Source organism: Leisingera sp. G5_S3_59_S7, assembly GCF_054968485.1.
In genome coordinates this window covers 158958-174003 of sequence record NZ_JBQKUH010000003.1, presented here as the reverse complement: position 1 = coordinate 174003, position 15046 = coordinate 158958, and the positions used below count along the sequence as shown (strand labels likewise).

Annotated in this window: 16 protein-coding genes; 7 read left to right on the top strand and 9 right to left on the bottom strand. The window is 60.4% G+C overall.

The window, feature by feature from the left end; all coding sequences use genetic code 11:
* Nucleotides 1–183: 183 nt before the first annotated feature.
* Nucleotides 184–849, bottom strand: a complete 666-nt coding sequence (locus tag ACTRWG_RS03345) for a L,D-transpeptidase (protein ID WP_036797386.1) — start codon at nucleotides 847–849, stop codon at nucleotides 184–186.
* A 477-nt stretch (nucleotides 850–1326) separates the two neighbouring features.
* Here ACTRWG_RS03345 and ACTRWG_RS03340 point away from each other — a divergent pair, with 477 nt between their 5' ends.
* A complete protein-coding gene (locus tag ACTRWG_RS03340; protein ID WP_027236524.1) occupies nucleotides 1327–1542 on the top strand; it encodes a hypothetical protein in 216 nt (71 codons plus the stop codon).
* Nucleotides 1543–1556: 14 nt separating this feature from the next.
* Here ACTRWG_RS03340 and ACTRWG_RS03335 read toward each other — a convergent pair whose 3' ends face one another.
* Nucleotides 1557–2210, bottom strand: coding sequence for a cytochrome c biogenesis CcdA family protein (locus tag ACTRWG_RS03335; protein WP_082023080.1), 654 nt, complete (start codon nucleotides 2208–2210; stop codon nucleotides 1557–1559).
* Between the two features lie 134 nt (nucleotides 2211–2344).
* Between ACTRWG_RS03335 and ACTRWG_RS03330 the strand changes: the two genes are divergently transcribed.
* The 6 genes from ACTRWG_RS03330 to ACTRWG_RS03305 all read left to right on the top strand — a co-directional run bounded on the left by ACTRWG_RS03330 (nucleotide 2345) and on the right by ACTRWG_RS03305 (nucleotide 9468).
* On the top strand, nucleotides 2345–3373 hold the full coding sequence (locus ACTRWG_RS03330; RefSeq protein WP_027236523.1) for an IS110 family RNA-guided transposase: 1029 nt from the start codon (nucleotides 2345–2347) through the stop codon (nucleotides 3371–3373).
* A gap of 1354 nt (nucleotides 3374–4727) precedes the next feature.
* Entirely contained in the window at nucleotides 4728–5219 is a 492-nt protein-coding gene (locus tag ACTRWG_RS03325; RefSeq protein ID WP_027236522.1) for an Lrp/AsnC family transcriptional regulator, read from the top strand.
* A gap of 161 nt (nucleotides 5220–5380) precedes the next feature.
* Complete coding sequence (locus tag ACTRWG_RS03320; RefSeq protein WP_027236521.1) at nucleotides 5381–6523, top strand: glycine cleavage T C-terminal barrel domain-containing protein; 1143 nt, start codon at nucleotides 5381–5383, stop codon at nucleotides 6521–6523.
* A 33-nt stretch (nucleotides 6524–6556) separates the two neighbouring features.
* Entirely contained in the window at nucleotides 6557–7006 is a 450-nt protein-coding gene (locus ACTRWG_RS03315; protein WP_027236520.1) for an OsmC family protein, read from the top strand.
* 22 nt (nucleotides 7007–7028) lie between these two features.
* Complete coding sequence (locus tag ACTRWG_RS03310) at nucleotides 7029–7829, top strand: enoyl-CoA hydratase (RefSeq protein WP_027236519.1); 801 nt, start codon at nucleotides 7029–7031, stop codon at nucleotides 7827–7829.
* 4 nt (nucleotides 7830–7833) lie between these two features.
* Complete coding sequence (locus ACTRWG_RS03305; protein WP_027236518.1) at nucleotides 7834–9468, top strand: acyl-CoA synthetase; 1635 nt, start codon at nucleotides 7834–7836, stop codon at nucleotides 9466–9468.
* Between the two features lie 172 nt (nucleotides 9469–9640).
* On the opposite strand, the gene ACTRWG_RS03300 is transcribed toward ACTRWG_RS03305, so the two are convergent.
* Genes ACTRWG_RS03300 through ACTRWG_RS03270 form a run of 7 tightly spaced genes read right to left on the bottom strand, consistent with a single transcriptional unit; the run spans nucleotide 9641 to nucleotide 15045 of the window.
* The gene (locus ACTRWG_RS03300; protein WP_027236517.1) at nucleotides 9641–10009 is read right to left on the bottom strand and encodes a hotdog family protein; all 369 of its coding nucleotides are present in this window, start codon (nucleotides 10007–10009) and stop codon (nucleotides 9641–9643) included.
* Complete coding sequence (locus tag ACTRWG_RS03295; protein WP_027236516.1) at nucleotides 10003–10359, bottom strand: MaoC family dehydratase; 357 nt, start codon at nucleotides 10357–10359, stop codon at nucleotides 10003–10005. The genes ACTRWG_RS03300 and ACTRWG_RS03295 overlap by 7 nt, the downstream gene beginning before the upstream one ends.
* A complete protein-coding gene (locus ACTRWG_RS03290; protein WP_462828942.1) occupies nucleotides 10352–11842 on the bottom strand; it encodes a class I adenylate-forming enzyme family protein in 1491 nt (496 codons plus the stop codon). Before ACTRWG_RS03290 ends, ACTRWG_RS03295 begins: the two co-directional genes overlap by 8 nt.
* Before the next feature lie 5 nt (nucleotides 11843–11847).
* Nucleotides 11848–12615: an enoyl-CoA hydratase/isomerase family protein gene (locus ACTRWG_RS03285; protein WP_084299581.1), complete on the bottom strand. Its 768-nt coding sequence runs from the start codon at nucleotides 12613–12615 to the stop codon at nucleotides 11848–11850.
* The gene (locus ACTRWG_RS03280; RefSeq protein ID WP_027236513.1) at nucleotides 12612–13208 is read right to left on the bottom strand and encodes a TetR/AcrR family transcriptional regulator; all 597 of its coding nucleotides are present in this window, start codon (nucleotides 13206–13208) and stop codon (nucleotides 12612–12614) included. The genes ACTRWG_RS03285 and ACTRWG_RS03280 overlap by 4 nt, the downstream gene beginning before the upstream one ends.
* On the bottom strand, nucleotides 13205–13990 hold the full coding sequence (locus ACTRWG_RS03275; RefSeq protein ID WP_084299579.1) for an alpha/beta fold hydrolase: 786 nt from the start codon (nucleotides 13988–13990) through the stop codon (nucleotides 13205–13207). Before ACTRWG_RS03275 ends, ACTRWG_RS03280 begins: the two co-directional genes overlap by 4 nt.
* On the bottom strand, nucleotides 13987–15045 hold the full coding sequence (locus ACTRWG_RS03270) for a branched-chain amino acid ABC transporter permease (protein ID WP_027236511.1): 1059 nt from the start codon (nucleotides 15043–15045) through the stop codon (nucleotides 13987–13989). Before ACTRWG_RS03270 ends, ACTRWG_RS03275 begins: the two co-directional genes overlap by 4 nt.
* Between the last annotated feature and the right edge of the window lies 1 nt (nucleotide 15046).

The window sequence follows — 15046 nt, the reverse complement described above, 5'->3', positions numbered from 1 at the left end:
GCCGTCGTTGATCTCGCGGCTCCGGGACAAAATCTTGCGTCTGCACGGCTTCTGCCTGAAGACGGCTGCTACTGGTATGAGCATAGCGGGCCAGTTGAAACCACGTTGCTGCCGCTTAGAACAACGGCGGGAAACCCGATCTGTTCGAAACCAAACGCATAGATTAGGTCACCAACCTCCCCCTCAACTCCGTGAAGTGATGCCGTCTTCGGCCTCATACAGATAGGCCGTCGAGCCGGTTTCCACGTTTGGGTAGAGATCGTTGATATGCGCCATAACCATGCGGACGCATCCTGAACTCGCCCTGCCACCGATCGAACGCGGCCAAGGCGTTCCATGAATACGCAGGTAGGTATCGCGGTTTCCAACAAACAAATAGAGAGCGCGGGAACCTAGCGCGTTCTTGGGGCCTGGTTCCTGCCCGTCTGCATACTGGGAATAGGCCTCCGGGTCGCGTTCGATCATGGATTGAGTAGGCGTCCAATGCGGCCACTCAACTTTTCGCCGGATGGTGTAAGTGCCAGGTTCGTACAAATTGCCACGGGCTATGGCCACACCATAGCGCATGGCAGTTCCCCCCTCTTCAATGTGGTAAAGGTATCTCGCAATGGCATCGACATGGATGTCCCCCGGCACCAACCCGTCGTTTGCAACGACCCGGGTGGGAAGGAAACGTTGGTGCAGCCCCCATGGATTAGACGTTGCCGGATCATAGTTTGGCGGTGTGATTTGAGCGTCCCAATTTGCCTTCTGTGTGGCAGTCGGCCAAGATCCGGCCCACACCGGTTCTGCGATTGCAGTAGAGAACAGTGCTGACGAACTTGCGACAAAATGGCGTCTCGTAATCATATCTGAGATTTTCTCCTGTGCCCTTTGATTGCTTCAAATTACCCCACTCCGATAAGAGCTACAGCTACTAAAGGGTCAAGGGGTTTCTGAGGCCAGCGTAGATTTCTGGACCGAGCTATTTTTGCTTACTGTCCCAACCTGGCAAGGCCTCCGTGGGTAGGGAAAACTGATCAGTTCATCACATGGAGGTTTCTGACAGAGAAGTTGAATGGCAGATTTCGGCCCATTGCGCCACGCGGTGGCTTCGATGGCAGGGCGAATATCGGCGTGTTCAAGTCACGGCTCGTTCAAGTATTCTGACCTTAGAGACGGGGTAGTTGTGCCAAAATCGATTCAGAGCCATTTTGAATGCCTATGACGCGTCCCGACATCATGCCGATTGACACGCAGACCGTTGTAATAGACGTGGCGCAGCTCTTGTACCGTACCGGATAAGTCTTGACACTCCAGCGCCGGAAAGCTGCATTGTGTCTGTCAATGAACCGGAAGCTGATCATTGATGTCCCTTTTTATACGGGCGAGGCGGACTACGGCCAACTCGCCCGGAACGTTCATGCGCTGGATCCAACCGCGAGGATCGACTGGGCGGCCGACTGCCGGCTCGTGCAGATAGAATCCAACTCTAGTGCCGGCCTTGTACTCGCGGTGGTGGAACAGACAGGTTTGATCCCAGGATCGGTGCTAGGAGTTTGACAATCATTTGGCTGCTAGCCGATCCGCCCGAGGACCGGAAAGACATCGAGCAGCCAGTAGGACAGCGCGGTGAGCTGCCCGGTCATCATCGCAAGCCCCATCACGACCATGACCGCGCTCGCGGCCTGATGCAGGCGGCACCCGACCCGTCTGGCGCCTTGCAACCGGCCGACAAGCCGATCGGTGAAACCCGCAACAATCAGGAACGGCACGCCAAGGCCTGCAGAATAAATCGCCAGTAGCAAGACCCCTTGCCCAACCATGGCGCTCGCCGCACTGGCGGTGAGGATCGCACCGAGAATTGGGCCAATGCAGGGGGTCCAGCCGAAGCCGAACGCGAGGCCCAGAACATAGGACGCGGCCGGCCTGCCGCCGGGGACGTCGAGATGGAACCGAAGATCCCGTTCCATGGCGCCGATCCGCGCCGCGCCGATCATGAACAGCCCGAACAGAATCACGATGCCACCGCCAACGAGGTTGAGTTCATAACGCCACCGCAACAGTGCCTGACCCAGGGCCGTTGCCGAAGCCCTGAGTGCCATGAATATCGTTGAGAACCCGAGCACGAAGCAGAGGTTGAGCCAAAGGGTCTGAGCCCGGCTGACCTCTTCGACATCACCAGCAGTGGCTGGAAAGCTGCGATGAGCGTGCCGCGGTTGCGAGCGAATGCTGCGTCAGCAAACACCCGAAAAGGCAACGGCTGCAAAGTTCCGCACTGTGATGGAGTGGATGCCCCTCCCGACGGCATCGTGATGTGCCATGCTGGTACTGTCTTAACAGACCAGAAACAGAGGAGGCGACAATGGAAATGGTTGCGATCATAGGAGTAGATTTAGCAAAGCGTAGTTTTCAGGTGCATGGGGCAGCGGCTGACGGCAGTGTTCTGTTCCGCAAAAAGCTGTCTCGGGCGCAAGTTTTGGCATTTTTTGTACAACAACCGAATTGCACAGTTGCTATGGAAGCTTGTGCAACCGCGCATGACTGGGGGCGTCAGATCGAGGCACTTGGCCATGATGTGAAATTGATACCGCCCATCTATGTGAAACCTTTCGTCAAACGGCATAAGAATGATGCGGCTGATGCAGAAGCGATTGCCGAGGCTGCGTCACGTCCAACGATGCGAACAGTCGCCGTGAAAACACATGAGCAGCAAAGTCGGGCGGTTTTGTTCCGGACACGTGACCTGCTTTTGAGGCAACGCACGCAGCTGATCAACGCCCTGCGGGCTCATCTCGCCGAGTTTGGCCGGGTGGCACCAAAAACGACGACAAATATCAAAAGTCTGAGGGAAATCTTGGAAGATCCCGAGAACGGTCTGCCAAAAGTGGTGACAGATGTTGGATCAATCTACCTTGGTCAGATCGCTACACTAACAGAACAAATAGGCAGGCTTGAAAAGCAGGTACGCATCGAAGCGACAAGAGACGATAACGCACGCCGTCTCCAGACCATGCCAGGCATCGGTCCGATAACTGCAATGGCTGTCTCGGCCTTCGCCCCACCTATGGAAATCTTTCGTCGGGGTCGGGATTTTTCTGCGTGGGTAGGGCTGGTACCGAAGCAACACTCGACCGGGGGAAAGCAGAAATTGGGCCGAACGTCGAAGATGGGGCAGAGAGATATCCGCAGGCTCTTGGTCATCGGTGCCATGTCCGTAGTGAGGATGGCGATTCACAAGGGTGCCCCTGAAGCATCTTGGCTCCAAAGGATGCTCGCAAGAAAACCACGTATGGTCGTCGCAATTGCACTCGCAAATAAGATGGCGCGCAGGTTATGGGCCATGTTGGTGAAACACGAAGATTACAGAGACCCGGCTATCGCCGCCGCGTAAGCGTTGCGATGGCCGGTACGTCGGGAATGTGAGGAGGTCTTTGAGTGTAAGGGCAAATGATCGGAAAGATCGGGTTCAGTAAAACCAGGAACTCACACCGGGATAATCAACCCGCCACTGTGATGTGGAACTGAACCGCGTATCTCCATACCGGCCAGCGGCGTCTGAAACGCCGCATAAACAGGCCTGACAGATGACCGCATCCGTTCACATTCCCAAACGCTCAAAAAACAACTTGCATTAAAGGGGGCCTCCACAGATGTGAGTTGTGGCAGGGATGGTGAAAGTTAGTTTCTGATCTCCCCGGCAGCTTCCATCCGACGGGTCGGCACGTTCCTGCAGTCTGCCCGCATCAAAAAATGCCGGATCCTGGTTCCGCATTGAGCATCGCCGCGCCAATGGTTCAGAAAATCACCCGCTTCGGAAAAACACACCCCAGTACTAATTTTTTGCTCTTCCACGTCCTTCAAAAGAAGCTCCGTCGCACGCCTATCCGGCGTCCCCCGTCCCCAATGCACGTGCCGGTCAAGCCAGCTATTTCGGGCCCGGCCACCTTCAGCCCGGTCATTGGATTAAGTAAGAGAACTCAACAAGTACCGCCCTTTCCCCTTCATGGAGTGAATGCCGTACTGCCAACGTGATGATGAATGAGGTCAGCCAGTGCAGCTCCGCATGCTCAAATGAGAAGATCAGGACAGACTGATGGGCTTTCCAGCAGGGAACATCCGCTGACCGGGTGCGGTAGGCCTACTGCGAGCAAACCTGTGCAAAATCCGTGCAAAGGGGTACGTGTAGTCTGGTTTTTCCGATTGTTTTAGAGGTGTTATCTGTTGGGTGCATGCCCCTTAGCAGGGGAGCGCCTTCGACCACTCGGCCACGTCTCCGCTGACCCGTATATGTTCCGCAAACCAGAGAAACAAGGCGTTTTTTCAAAAAACTTCCGGCCCCGGGAAAATGAGGATTTCAACCCATCCCCCGTGACATTTGCAGAACTGCACATGAGTCGCGTGCTAAATCCGCGAAGGTCATTGCCGCTGCTGTTCACGGCGTAATACCCGCGGATGGGATGATCAGAAATCCACCCAAGCTGTTTCGCAGTGCCTCCTTACGAGGCGCCTTTGAGAGCCACCTCTCCAAGGCGACAAATGCGGAGGAGGCAGCGGAGAAGTGCACATAACCCCGGGGACGTCGCTTTATCCCGGCTGATGGACGCAATTGGTGCCGCGGAAGCCCGGATGACACCTGATGTTCCGGGGTGCCTGAAAAACTGCCCTGCCGGGCAAGATGTTGCTTCCGGGTTTTTGCTGGTGATTGTATTGGGGCATGATGCTGTTGCAACGAAAGACTCTGATGGATGGACAAGTTCAGCCTTGATGCGACCGACATCCGCATTCTCAGCGCAGTCCAGAAGCATGGCCAGCTGAGCAAGACCAAGCTGGCAGAAATCGTCAACTTGTCAGCGACCCCCTGCTGGGCCCGTCTGGCCAGGCTCAAGGCGTCCGGTTTGATCCGCGGTTATCACGCCGACATTGCGCTCGACCGCGTCTGCGATTTCACCCAAGTGGTGGTGACGGTCTCGCTCACCCATCACCGCAAAGCCGACTTTGACCGCTTCGAGGCCCATATCCGGACCCTGGACGAGGTGACCGAATGCATCGCCACCGGCGGCGGCATGGATTATGTTCTCAAGGTTTTCACCCCCAGCCTGGCCGCCTTTCAGGATCTGATGGACAGCCTGCTGGCGGATGAGCTGGGGGTCGACCGCTACATGACCTACATCGTGACGCGCCATGTCAAATCCACGCAGCCGAATCTTGCCAGGCTGGCCGCCAGACCCGGCAAATGACGGGTTCCGCCTGAACGGTCTGCAAGCCTGCCTGACATCAGTCCGTCCGGTCTGTCCACGGCCTGTTTTCAGTCCGCTCCCAGCCCGCATCTGCGGGTAATTCTTCACCCGGTTGAAACAGTCCGCGGCCGGCCCGGCCGACGGTGCAAAGGGTGAAAAACATGATGCAATCAGACGGTTTCGGGTTCGGCACGCAGATCCGCAAATCCCCCTATTTCGACGCCACCGTCCGCTGGGGCGCCAAGGCATTTTCGGTGTACAACCACATGTACATCCCGCGCGATTTCGGCGATCCGGAGCAGAATTTCTGGAACCTGGTGAACGACGCGATCCTTTGCGATGTGGCGGTTGAACGCCAGGTGGAGATCACCGGCCCGGATGCGGCGAAGTTCGTGCAGATGCTGACCCCGCGCGACCTGTCGAAAATGGCGGTCGGACAGTGCAAATACGTGCTCATCACCAATGCCGACGGCGGCATCCTGAACGACCCGATCCTGCTGCGGCTGGCGGAAAACCACTTCTGGTTCTCGCTGGCCGACAGCGACATCCTGCTGTGGGCGCAGGGTGTGGCGGTGCATTCCGGCATGGACGTCACCATCTGCGAACCCGACGTGTCGCCGCTGCAGCTGCAGGGACCGAAGTCCGGTGAGATCATGCGGGCGCTGTTCGGCGACAGCATTATGGACCTGAAGTACTACTGGCTGCGCGAGGTGGTTCTGGACGGCATTCCGCTGATCGTGTCGCGCACCGGCTGGTCCAGCGAGCTGGGTTATGAGCTGTATCTGCAGGACGGATCGCGCGGCGATAAGCTGTGGGAAAAGATCATGGCCGCGGGCAAACCCTTCGGCCTGAAACCCGGCCACACCTCCTCGATCCGCCGCATTGAGGGCGGCATGCTATCCTATCACGCCGACGCCGATATAAGCACCAACCCGTTTGAGCTGGGCTTTGACCGTCTGGTGAACCTGGACATGGAGGCCGAGTTCATCGGAAAAGCTGCTCTGCGCCGTATCAAGGACGGAGGCGTCAGCCGCAAACAGGTTGGGCTGATCTTTGAGGGGGACCCGCTGTCCGGGCCCAACACCACCTTCTGGCCGGTCAGCAAAGATGGCGCTGCCATCGGCAAGGTCACATCCGCCGTCTACTCGCCGCGGCTGAAGCAGAATATCGCGCTGGCGATGGTTTCCGCGGAAGAGGCCGTCATCGGCGCAACCGTCGAAGTCATGGCCGCCACCGGCCCGGCCCGTGCCACCATCGTGGAACGGCCGTTCTATGACCCGAAAAAAACTCTCGCTGCGGCCTGAGTGCAGGCGGCGGAGACAATGAGGGATACCACGATGTCAGACCTTTCGATCCAGCTGCACTGGCAACGGGCCGAACCTGTGCTGCAATCCGGCCAGTATTCGAATGCCCACACGGTGCAGTACAACAACAGCTATGATGTCCAAGTGGACTCCGCCCCCGACTGGGGCGGAGATCCGGGCAACACCAACCCGGAACAGGCGCTGGCATCAGCTCTGTCCAGCTGCCACATGATGACCTTTCTGGCGCTGGCGGCCAAGGCCGGCTGGCCGGTGGCCACCTACCACGACTACGCCGAGGCGCATCTGGGAAAGAACCCCAAGGGGCAGATGTCAGTGACTCGCATCGACCTGCACCCGGTGGTGCGGTTCGACACCGGATTCTCCGTCAGCGGCAAGGAGCTGGAGGAGATGCAGGACCGCGCCCACCGCTACTGCTTCATCGCCAACACGCTGGCTGACAGCGTTGAAATCAACATCCGTTAAGCCTCGGAAAAGGAGATGTCCTGTGCAACAGCCTGATATTCTGCTGCGCGATCTGGATGACGCCGGCATCCTGCGCCTGACCTTGAACGATGCCGGTCGGCGCAATGCCCTGTCCGAGGCGATGCTGGCAGCGCTTGCCCAGGCCTTTGCGGAAGCCAGGGAAGACCCGCAGGTGCGCGTCGTTGTCCTGGCCGCAAACGGCCCTGCCTTTTGCGCAGGCCACGACCTGAAGGAGATGACCGCCGGGCGTGCGGCTGCGGACGGCGGGCGGGCCTATTTCGCCAAGGTGATGGCGATGTGCTCTGCCACTATGCAGGCCATCGTCAACTGCCCCAAGCCGGTGATTGCCGAGGTCACCGGGATCGCCACCGCGGCGGGCTGCCAGCTGGTGGCCAGCTGCGATCTCGCCCTCGCCGCGGACACCGCGCAGTTCAGCACGCCAGGGGTTCATATCGGCCTGTTCTGCTCAACGCCGATGGTCGCCCTGTCGCGAAATGTCTCCAATAAACACGCGATGGAAATGCTGCTGACCGGCGGCATGACCCCGGCCCGCCGGGCAGAGGAGATCGGCCTGGTAAACCGGGCCGTTCCGGCGGCAGAGCTGCGGGAGGCCACGATGGACATGGCCCGCAAGATCGCCTCCAAGTCGATGATGACCCTGGCAACCGGCAAACGCGCCTTCTATGCGCAGCGGGAGATGCCCTTGGCCGACGCCTATACCTATGCTTCCGGCGTGATGGTCGACAACATGCTGGCCCGTGACGCGCAGGAAGGCATCAGCGCCTTCCTCGAAAAACGCAGCCCCCAATGGCAGGATCATTAAGACCATGACGGAGAACCCGTACAACACCGGTCTTGACCGCACTCCCGCGAACTATCAGCCGCTGACGCCGCTGACCTTCCTCGAACGCGCCGCGAGCGTCTTTCCCGACCGTACAGCAATCGTGCACGGGTCCTTGCGGCGCAGCTATGCGGAGTTCTACGCGCGGTCGCGGCGGCTTGCCTCGGCCCTGGCCAAAAACGGGATCGGGCGCGGCGACACTGTGTCGGCGCTGCTGCCCAACACGCCGGCGATGCTGGAGTGCCACTACGGTGTGCCGATGTGCGGAGCGGTGCTGCATTCGATCAACACACGGCTGGATGCGGCTGTGATCGCGTTCCAGCTCGACCATGCGATGTCGAAGCTGGTGATCGTGGACCGGGAGTTCATGCCGCTGATGCTGGAGGCGCTGGCGCTTGCCGCGGTGTCACCGGTGCTGATCCAGTACGACGATGCGGAATATGACGGCGCGCAAACAGAATCGGAGGCCGCCGACTACGAGGTGTTCCTGACCCGCGGCAACCCGGAGTTCGCATGGGCCATGCCCGAGGACGAATGGGATGCGATCTCGATCAACTACACCTCCGGCACCACCGGCGACCCCAAGGGCGTGGTCTCGCACCACCGCGGCGCCTATCTGCTGGCGCAGGGCAATGCGCTGACCACCTCGATGCAGAAACACGCGGTGTATCTCTGGACTCTGCCGATGTTCCACTGCAACGGCTGGTGTTTCCCCTGGACACTGTCCGCGATCGCCGGCACCCATGTGTGCCTGCGGCAGGTGCGGGCGGAACCGATCTGGAACGCCCTGGCGGATGAGGGCGTGACCCACCTGTGCGGCGCGCCCATCGTGATGTCGCTGCTGATCTCGGCACCGCAAGAGACCAAACGCGATCTCGCCCGAACCGTGCAATTCTTCACCGCCGCCGCGCCACCGCCGGAAAGCCTGCTGGCAGACATGAAGGCCGCAGGCTTCGACGTGACCCATCTTTACGGGCTGACGGAAACCTACGGCCCTGCGGTGGTGAATGACTGGCACCACAGCTGGTCGGATCTGCCGCCCGCCGAACAGGCCGCGTTGAAGGCGCGCCAGGGCGTGCGCTACCTGCCGCTGGAGCAGTTGGACGTGCTGGACCCGGAAACGATGCAGCCGGTGCCGCGCGACGGCCAGACCATGGGCGAAGTGATGTTCCGCGGCAACGTGGTGATGAAGGGCTATTTCCGCAACCCCAAGGCCACAGAGGAAGCCTTTGCCGACGGCTGGTTCCACTCTGGCGATCTGGGCGTCATGCATCCTGACGGCTACATCCAGCTCAAGGACCGCTCCAAGGACATCATCATCTCCGGCGGCGAGAACATCTCCTCGATCGAGGTCGAAGAGGCGCTGTACTGCCACCCGGCTGTTGCGGTGGCGGCTGTGGTGGCAATGCCGCACGATAAATGGGGGGAAACCCCCTGCGCCTTTGTCGAGCTGGCCAATGGGCAGGAGGCTGACGCGGAGGTCTTGCGCAGCTGGTGCCGCACCCGTCTTGCCCCCTACAAGGTTCCGGGCAGGTTCGTGTTTACGGCGATACCCAGAACCTCAACCGGCAAGATCCAGAAATTCGCCCTGCGCGAGCAGGCAAGGGAGTTGACGTCCTAACGGGACAGGCACGTCCGGCGCCTGCTCCGGCCTGCCCGCATCCAGACCACCAGCCATATAAGCATCCGTTGCAAGAGACGGGGATTTGTACAGCGCACCCTTGGCGGGCCGCTCAACGATCAGCAATTCAGTGCCAGGGCCGAACGGCCCAGTACGGCTCTTCCCTGGTGTTTCAGGCGGGAAAGGCGCCCGGAACGTCCTTGGCCTTCACCAGACTGCGTCCTTCGCAAAGGACCGTGCCATCCGGCGCGGTGCAACTGGCCCAAAGATCCACAAGTTGTTTCTCCGGCCGCAGCCGGGTGATTTCAACTTTGGCCTCCAGCGCAGTATTCAGCGGTGCGGGGGCTTTAAACGCCAGATCCTGTTTCAGATAGTTGGTGCCCGACCCCGGCAGCTCTACCCCAAGAAGATAAGAGAACAGGGCCGCGATCAGCGGCTCTGGCACGCTTTCCGCACTGGCACCGCTCAACGCCGCATAAGCCGCAAGGTCTTTCCGGGTGTAGCTGCGTGTGATCCGCGCCGATTGCCCTACAGTCAGCATGTGATCTCTGCCTCCCCGACTAAGCATTCCGCGCCATCCGACACCCGCGTGACCAGCATCTTCACGCGGCCCGGCGCTTCTTGCGCAATCCGCAAGCTAAGCTCCTCGCCCGCAAAAGCCGGGTTCGGGAACATCAGGCTCTGGCTGACCTGAGCAAGATCTTCGTCGTGCCGCTTGAGCATCCCCCAAAGCTTGGAATAGATCAGCATCCCGTGGCTCACCGTGCGTCCAAAGGCCGTGGAAGCACAGAACACGGGGTCCACATGGATCGCGTTGTCATCGCCGGAAACGTCCGCAAAAGCGTCGAACTCTGCTTGCGCCGGGGTCCAGTATTCCTGAAGGTCAATCATAGCTGAATGCCTCGCGCAGCTTGGGTTTGCATACTTTGCCGGCGGCCGTGCGGGGAAAATCTTCAACGATCCTCACATGTGCGGGCACCTTGTACCCGGCAAGCCGCTCCCGGCACCACGGGCGCAGGGTTTCCGGTGCAAGCGTGTGATCCGGCCGAAGCATCACGAAAGCCGCGCCTGCTTCGCCCCACTTTTCGTCCGGCACGCCCACAACCGCTGTTTCCAGAATGGCAGGGTGGGCATTCAGCACCCTCTCGACTTCGGCGGGGTAAACATTTTCGCCGCCCGAGATGAACATGTCCTTGATACGGTCGACGATAAAGTAATAGCCATCCGCGTCGCGCCGCGCGACATCGCCGGTGGCCAGCCAGCCGTCCCCGGCAAGTGTCTTCTCCGTCGCGTCCGGGTTGCCGAAATAGCCGGGTGTGACCCCTGGTCCGCGAACCTGCAGTTCACCCGCCCCTTCGGCACCATCCGCCACTCCGTCCAGGCGCACTTCGACAAGGCTCTGAGGTCTCCCGACGGATCCGATTTTCTGTGCCGCATGAGCTGGATCCATCAGGAAAACGGTCGGGCCGGTTTCGGTCATCCCCATGCCGTTCAGCACATTGGCACCCATCGCGCCAAAGAAGCGGATCAGCGGTTCGGGCAGAGGCGCCCCGCCGCAGCCGCAGCGGATCGAAGACCAATCCAAATCTTCGATGCCCGGCATCAGCGACAGGGCCTGGTAAACCGCCGGCACAGCGAAGAACTGATTGATCCGCCCGGATGCCAGCAGGCCCAGGACCGCTTCGGCCTCGAATTTCGGCAGAATGGTTGAGCTGCCGCCGGTCAGAAAAACCGGCAAAGTGTACAGATTGATACCTGCGGTGTGGAACAACGGCAAAAAGCAAACCGCCCTGTCCGTTGAAGCAATATCAATGGCCTGTCCGATATTGACGGTATTGGCCCAGACCATGCGCGCCGTTTGGATGACCGCCTTGGGCAAGCCGGTGGTGCCGGAGGTGAACAGCAGGTACCATGGACGCTCAGAGGGCACTGGAGCCTTCAGTGCCGGCCCCCCGTCTCTGATCCAGCCGGCAAGATCATCCTCTATTGTCAGGACCGGCGCGCCCATACCCGCCGCCGCTTCGCGGGCCGTGTCCAAAAACTCCGCGTCCGTCAGCATCAAGGAGATCCCGGCCTGAGCCAGGATTTCCACCAATTCCAGCGCCGGCTGCCGCCAGTTCAGCGGACACAGAATGACCCCGGTTTTCTGGCAGGCGAACAGTGAAATAAAGAACTCCACCCGGTTCTGGCAAATGATAGCGACGCGGTCGCCTTCAACCAGGCCCCGCGCCCTGAAGCCCGCCGCGACCGCATTCGCCGCATCATTTATCCGGGCAAAGCTCCAGCCGCGTCCGGTCGTGGTATCGTGAAAAGCCAATTCACCGGGCGTAATCTCTGCCCGTTTTGCGGCCATATCCGGGATTAAATCAAACATCACGCTTATCCGGTTGAGTGAAGAAAATCTGTCATGCGCAACAGGGTTTCCTGCCGCCCGATCAACTTGCGGAAGGCGGCTGTCTCCGCGTCCAGCCCCGCCCGGACAGCGGTCAGCCGCGGGCTGTTCCAAATTATCGACTTTGCTGCCAGCGCAGAGCCTGCGTCAATGCCCGCCAAGAGCGCCAGCGCCCGGGTTTCCGGATCTGCATCAACCGCCTGAACCAGTCCGAGGCGCTGTAATTCCGCTGCGTCGCGGCGGCAGTTTGCCATCAGCCAGCTCTGCGCCGGTCTGGCACCGATCAACTCAGGCAGCAGCGCGGTCCACCCGCCATCCGGGGCAAAGCCCATGACGCCGTAATAGGGTTGCACAAAGGCGCCCTGCTCAGCGGCGGCGATGTCGGATGCAAACAGAATACCAGCCGATCCGCCGGTTGCGGCCCCGCGCACCGCTGACGCAATCACCACGGGCATTGCGATTATCCGCATGATCAGGTTTTGCAGGACCGGGACCACTTCATCAGCGTAGCTCTCAGCGCGGCCATTCTGTGCCGCCTCGAAAAACCGGCGAACATCGCCCCCGGTTGAGAAGTTGCGACCGCCGGTGATCAGAGCCTTTCGGGCGCCGGATTGCTCCACTGTGTCGAACGCACGGTGCAAGTCCCGCAAAAGACCGGGTTCCAGCGCATTTGCGCGAGGAGCCTTCATCGTGATCCGGAAGCAAGGTTCGCCGTTTGGCAGAACTACCTCGTCGCAGGAGACTGATCCGCTCATGGCGCCAATCCGTTGCAAATGAACTTGTGGGCCTCGGCAACAACCCGTTCGATGTCAGCCTCGTCCTCCCAAAGAACGAACCGCTCACCCAGGGTCTTGGCGATTCCCATCAAAGCCCAGGCGCGCACCTCGGCGTCGCCCGGAGAAATCTCTCCGTTTCCGGCTGCTTGATCCAGCTGATCCGCGTATGCCTTGCCGAACTCGGTGTAATATTCGCGGTAGGCTTCCGGATCGACAAAGCGGGCTTCCTCGACAATGCGGTATTGCAAGGGGCGGTCGCGCACCACGGTCAGATAGGCCTCCAAACCTGCGCGCTCAGCCTCCAGCCGGTTTGCAGCCCCGGCGACCCGCTCTGCGGCCTGGGACCGGGTGGCGTGGCCCATGTCCTGAACCAGTTCCCGAAAGACTTCGTCCTTGCCCGAGAAATAGATGTAGAAGGTGCCCAGCGCGGTTTCGGCGGCTCGGGTAATGTCCGCGATGGAGGCTGCGGCAAAGCCCTTCTGGCCGATCACCTGTTCGGCTGCGGCCAGGATCTTGGCCCGGCGTTCCTGTCCGCGTTTGGTTTTGGGTTTGGCGGTTGTCGGCTTGGTCATCGGGTCACTTCTTGGTCTTGATTTGGTGTCGCGAGCCCTTCTGCCGCAACAAAGCGCCTGATGGCATCGCAAAAGGCCTCAGGCTCTTCCAGATGGGGCGAATGCCCTGAAAACGCGAAACTTTCCACCCGGGTGTGCTTGGCCTGCGACGCGATCCATTGCGCAGCTTCCTGGCTGTATAGCCTGCTCTGCGACCCAGAGCAGACAAGGTAGGGAACGGCGATCTTTGCGATCGTTTCCCGCTCATCCATGGCAACCAGATCGTCCCACAGCGGGCGCAGGCGTGCAGGATCTTGTGCCAGCAGCAGTTCAATTATGTCCTCGCGGCTTGGGACCGGATCGCTGGAGAGGGCGTACATATTGCGCGCGATACTGCTGGCCATGCGGGGCCACTCCGGTACGATTTTTCCAGAGGTTGCCAGAATGGCCTCGGCGCTTTGCCCGATCAGGCCCAGATCCCAATCCTCATCCGGCAGCATCCGGGGGCTCATGTCGATGGTGATCAGCGCGCGCAGTCCCGCCGTTCCATGCTTCGCCACATGGCGCCATGCGGCCCCTGCCCCCATGGACCAGCCGGCCAGGATGGGCCGGTCCAGACTCTCGATCCACTGCGTTGCAACGGCCGCGCAGGCGTCAAGGCTCGCCTCGTCTCCCAGCCGTCCGCCGTGCCCCGGCAGATCGGGGGCATAGCAGTCGAACTCTGGCCCCAGCCGCTCTGCCGTGTCGTTGAACTTTGCCCCGTTCATCGCCCAGCCATGGAGAAAGAGAACAGGAATTGTCATGACGCGCGCCGTTCGCGCAACCGGCCGACAATACCGGACGGGAAGAAATAGACACTGAGAATGAACAGGATGCCCAGCCACATCAGCCAGCGGTCCGGATCCAGCAGATCGGGGATCAGCGGCAGGGCGGCGGTTGACTCAGAGGCGCTGCCCATCAGGTTTTGCAGATAGGTTTGCGCCAGGATGAACAGGGTCGCCCCGATCACCGCGCCATACATCGTTCCCATGCCGCCGATCACGACCATCAAGAGGATGTCGAGCATGATCTCGAAGCTGAGCGTGGTATCTGGCCCGACATAGCGCAGCCAGATGGCAAAGAGGCTACCCGCCAGCGCAGCCGTAGCCGCCGACAGGCAGGTGGCAACGGTACGGTACCACACCACGCGGTATCCGATCGCCTCGGCCCGGAAATCATTCTCGCGGATCGCCTGCAGCACGCGGCCGAACGGCGAGTTCACGATGCGCAGAAGCAGCAGGAACAAGAGGAGCGAGGCGGTGAACACCAGATAGTAATTCAGGATCTTGCCGCTGACCCGTGTGCCTAGAAACTCGCCCATGCGGTTGGCCGAGGTCAGAACCCGCGGTATCTTGTAGGTCAGGCCGTCCTCGCCGCCGGTGATGGCAGAGAATTGCGACACAAGGACCGCGACAGCCGACGCCACGGCCAGCGTGATCATGGCAAAGAAGATCGCCCGCACCCGCAGGCTGAACAGGCCGATCAGCAGCGCCAAGACAACGGCTGCCAGCGCACCGGCGAACGATCCGGCCAGAAGGGCATCAAATCCGCGTCCCATATGCGTTGATGCAAGCGCGACCCCATAGGCGCCAAGGCCGAAAAACATCGTGTGAGCAAAGCTGACGATCCCCCCGTAGCCCAGCAGAAGGTCATAGCTTGCCACCAGCAGGATGAAGATGCAGATCCGTGCTGCTGTATCCAGCGGGCGCACGCCGTCAAAGATGAACGGCGCACCGGCCAGGCAGATCAGGATCACCAGCAGCACGGCGGTCAGAACAGCAGAGCGCGGCTTATCGCCGGAGAGCAGTTTAACGATCATC

Excerpts from the sequence above, each read along its gene's own strand:
- ACTRWG_RS03345 (WP_036797386.1), bottom strand. The coding sequence starts at position 849 with ATGATTACGAGACGCCATTTTGTCGCAAGTTCGTCAGCACTGTTCTCT.
- ACTRWG_RS03340 (WP_027236524.1), top strand. The coding sequence starts at position 1,327 with ATGAACCGGAAGCTGATCATTGATGTCCCTTTTTATACGGGCGAGGCG.
- ACTRWG_RS03330 (WP_027236523.1), top strand. The coding sequence starts at position 2,345 with ATGGAAATGGTTGCGATCATAGGAGTAGATTTAGCAAAGCGTAGTTTT.
- ACTRWG_RS03325 (WP_027236522.1), top strand. The coding sequence starts at position 4,728 with ATGGACAAGTTCAGCCTTGATGCGACCGACATCCGCATTCTCAGCGCA.
- ACTRWG_RS03320 (WP_027236521.1), top strand. The coding sequence starts at position 5,381 with ATGATGCAATCAGACGGTTTCGGGTTCGGCACGCAGATCCGCAAATCC.
- ACTRWG_RS03315 (WP_027236520.1), top strand. The coding sequence starts at position 6,557 with ATGTCAGACCTTTCGATCCAGCTGCACTGGCAACGGGCCGAACCTGTG.
- ACTRWG_RS03305 (WP_027236518.1), top strand. The coding sequence starts at position 7,834 with ATGACGGAGAACCCGTACAACACCGGTCTTGACCGCACTCCCGCGAAC.
- ACTRWG_RS03300 (WP_027236517.1), bottom strand. The coding sequence starts at position 10,009 with ATGCTGACTGTAGGGCAATCGGCGCGGATCACACGCAGCTACACCCGG.
- ACTRWG_RS03295 (WP_027236516.1), bottom strand. The coding sequence starts at position 10,359 with ATGATTGACCTTCAGGAATACTGGACCCCGGCGCAAGCAGAGTTCGAC.
- ACTRWG_RS03290 (WP_462828942.1), bottom strand. The coding sequence starts at position 11,842 with ATGTTTGATTTAATCCCGGATATGGCCGCAAAACGGGCAGAGATTACG.
- ACTRWG_RS03285 (WP_084299581.1), bottom strand. The coding sequence starts at position 12,615 with ATGAGCGGATCAGTCTCCTGCGACGAGGTAGTTCTGCCAAACGGCGAA.
- ACTRWG_RS03280 (WP_027236513.1), bottom strand. The coding sequence starts at position 13,208 with ATGACCAAGCCGACAACCGCCAAACCCAAAACCAAACGCGGACAGGAA.
- ACTRWG_RS03275 (WP_084299579.1), bottom strand. The coding sequence starts at position 13,990 with ATGACAATTCCTGTTCTCTTTCTCCATGGCTGGGCGATGAACGGGGCA.
- ACTRWG_RS03270 (WP_027236511.1), bottom strand. The coding sequence starts at position 15,045 with ATGATCGTTAAACTGCTCTCCGGCGATAAGCCGCGCTCTGCTGTTCTG.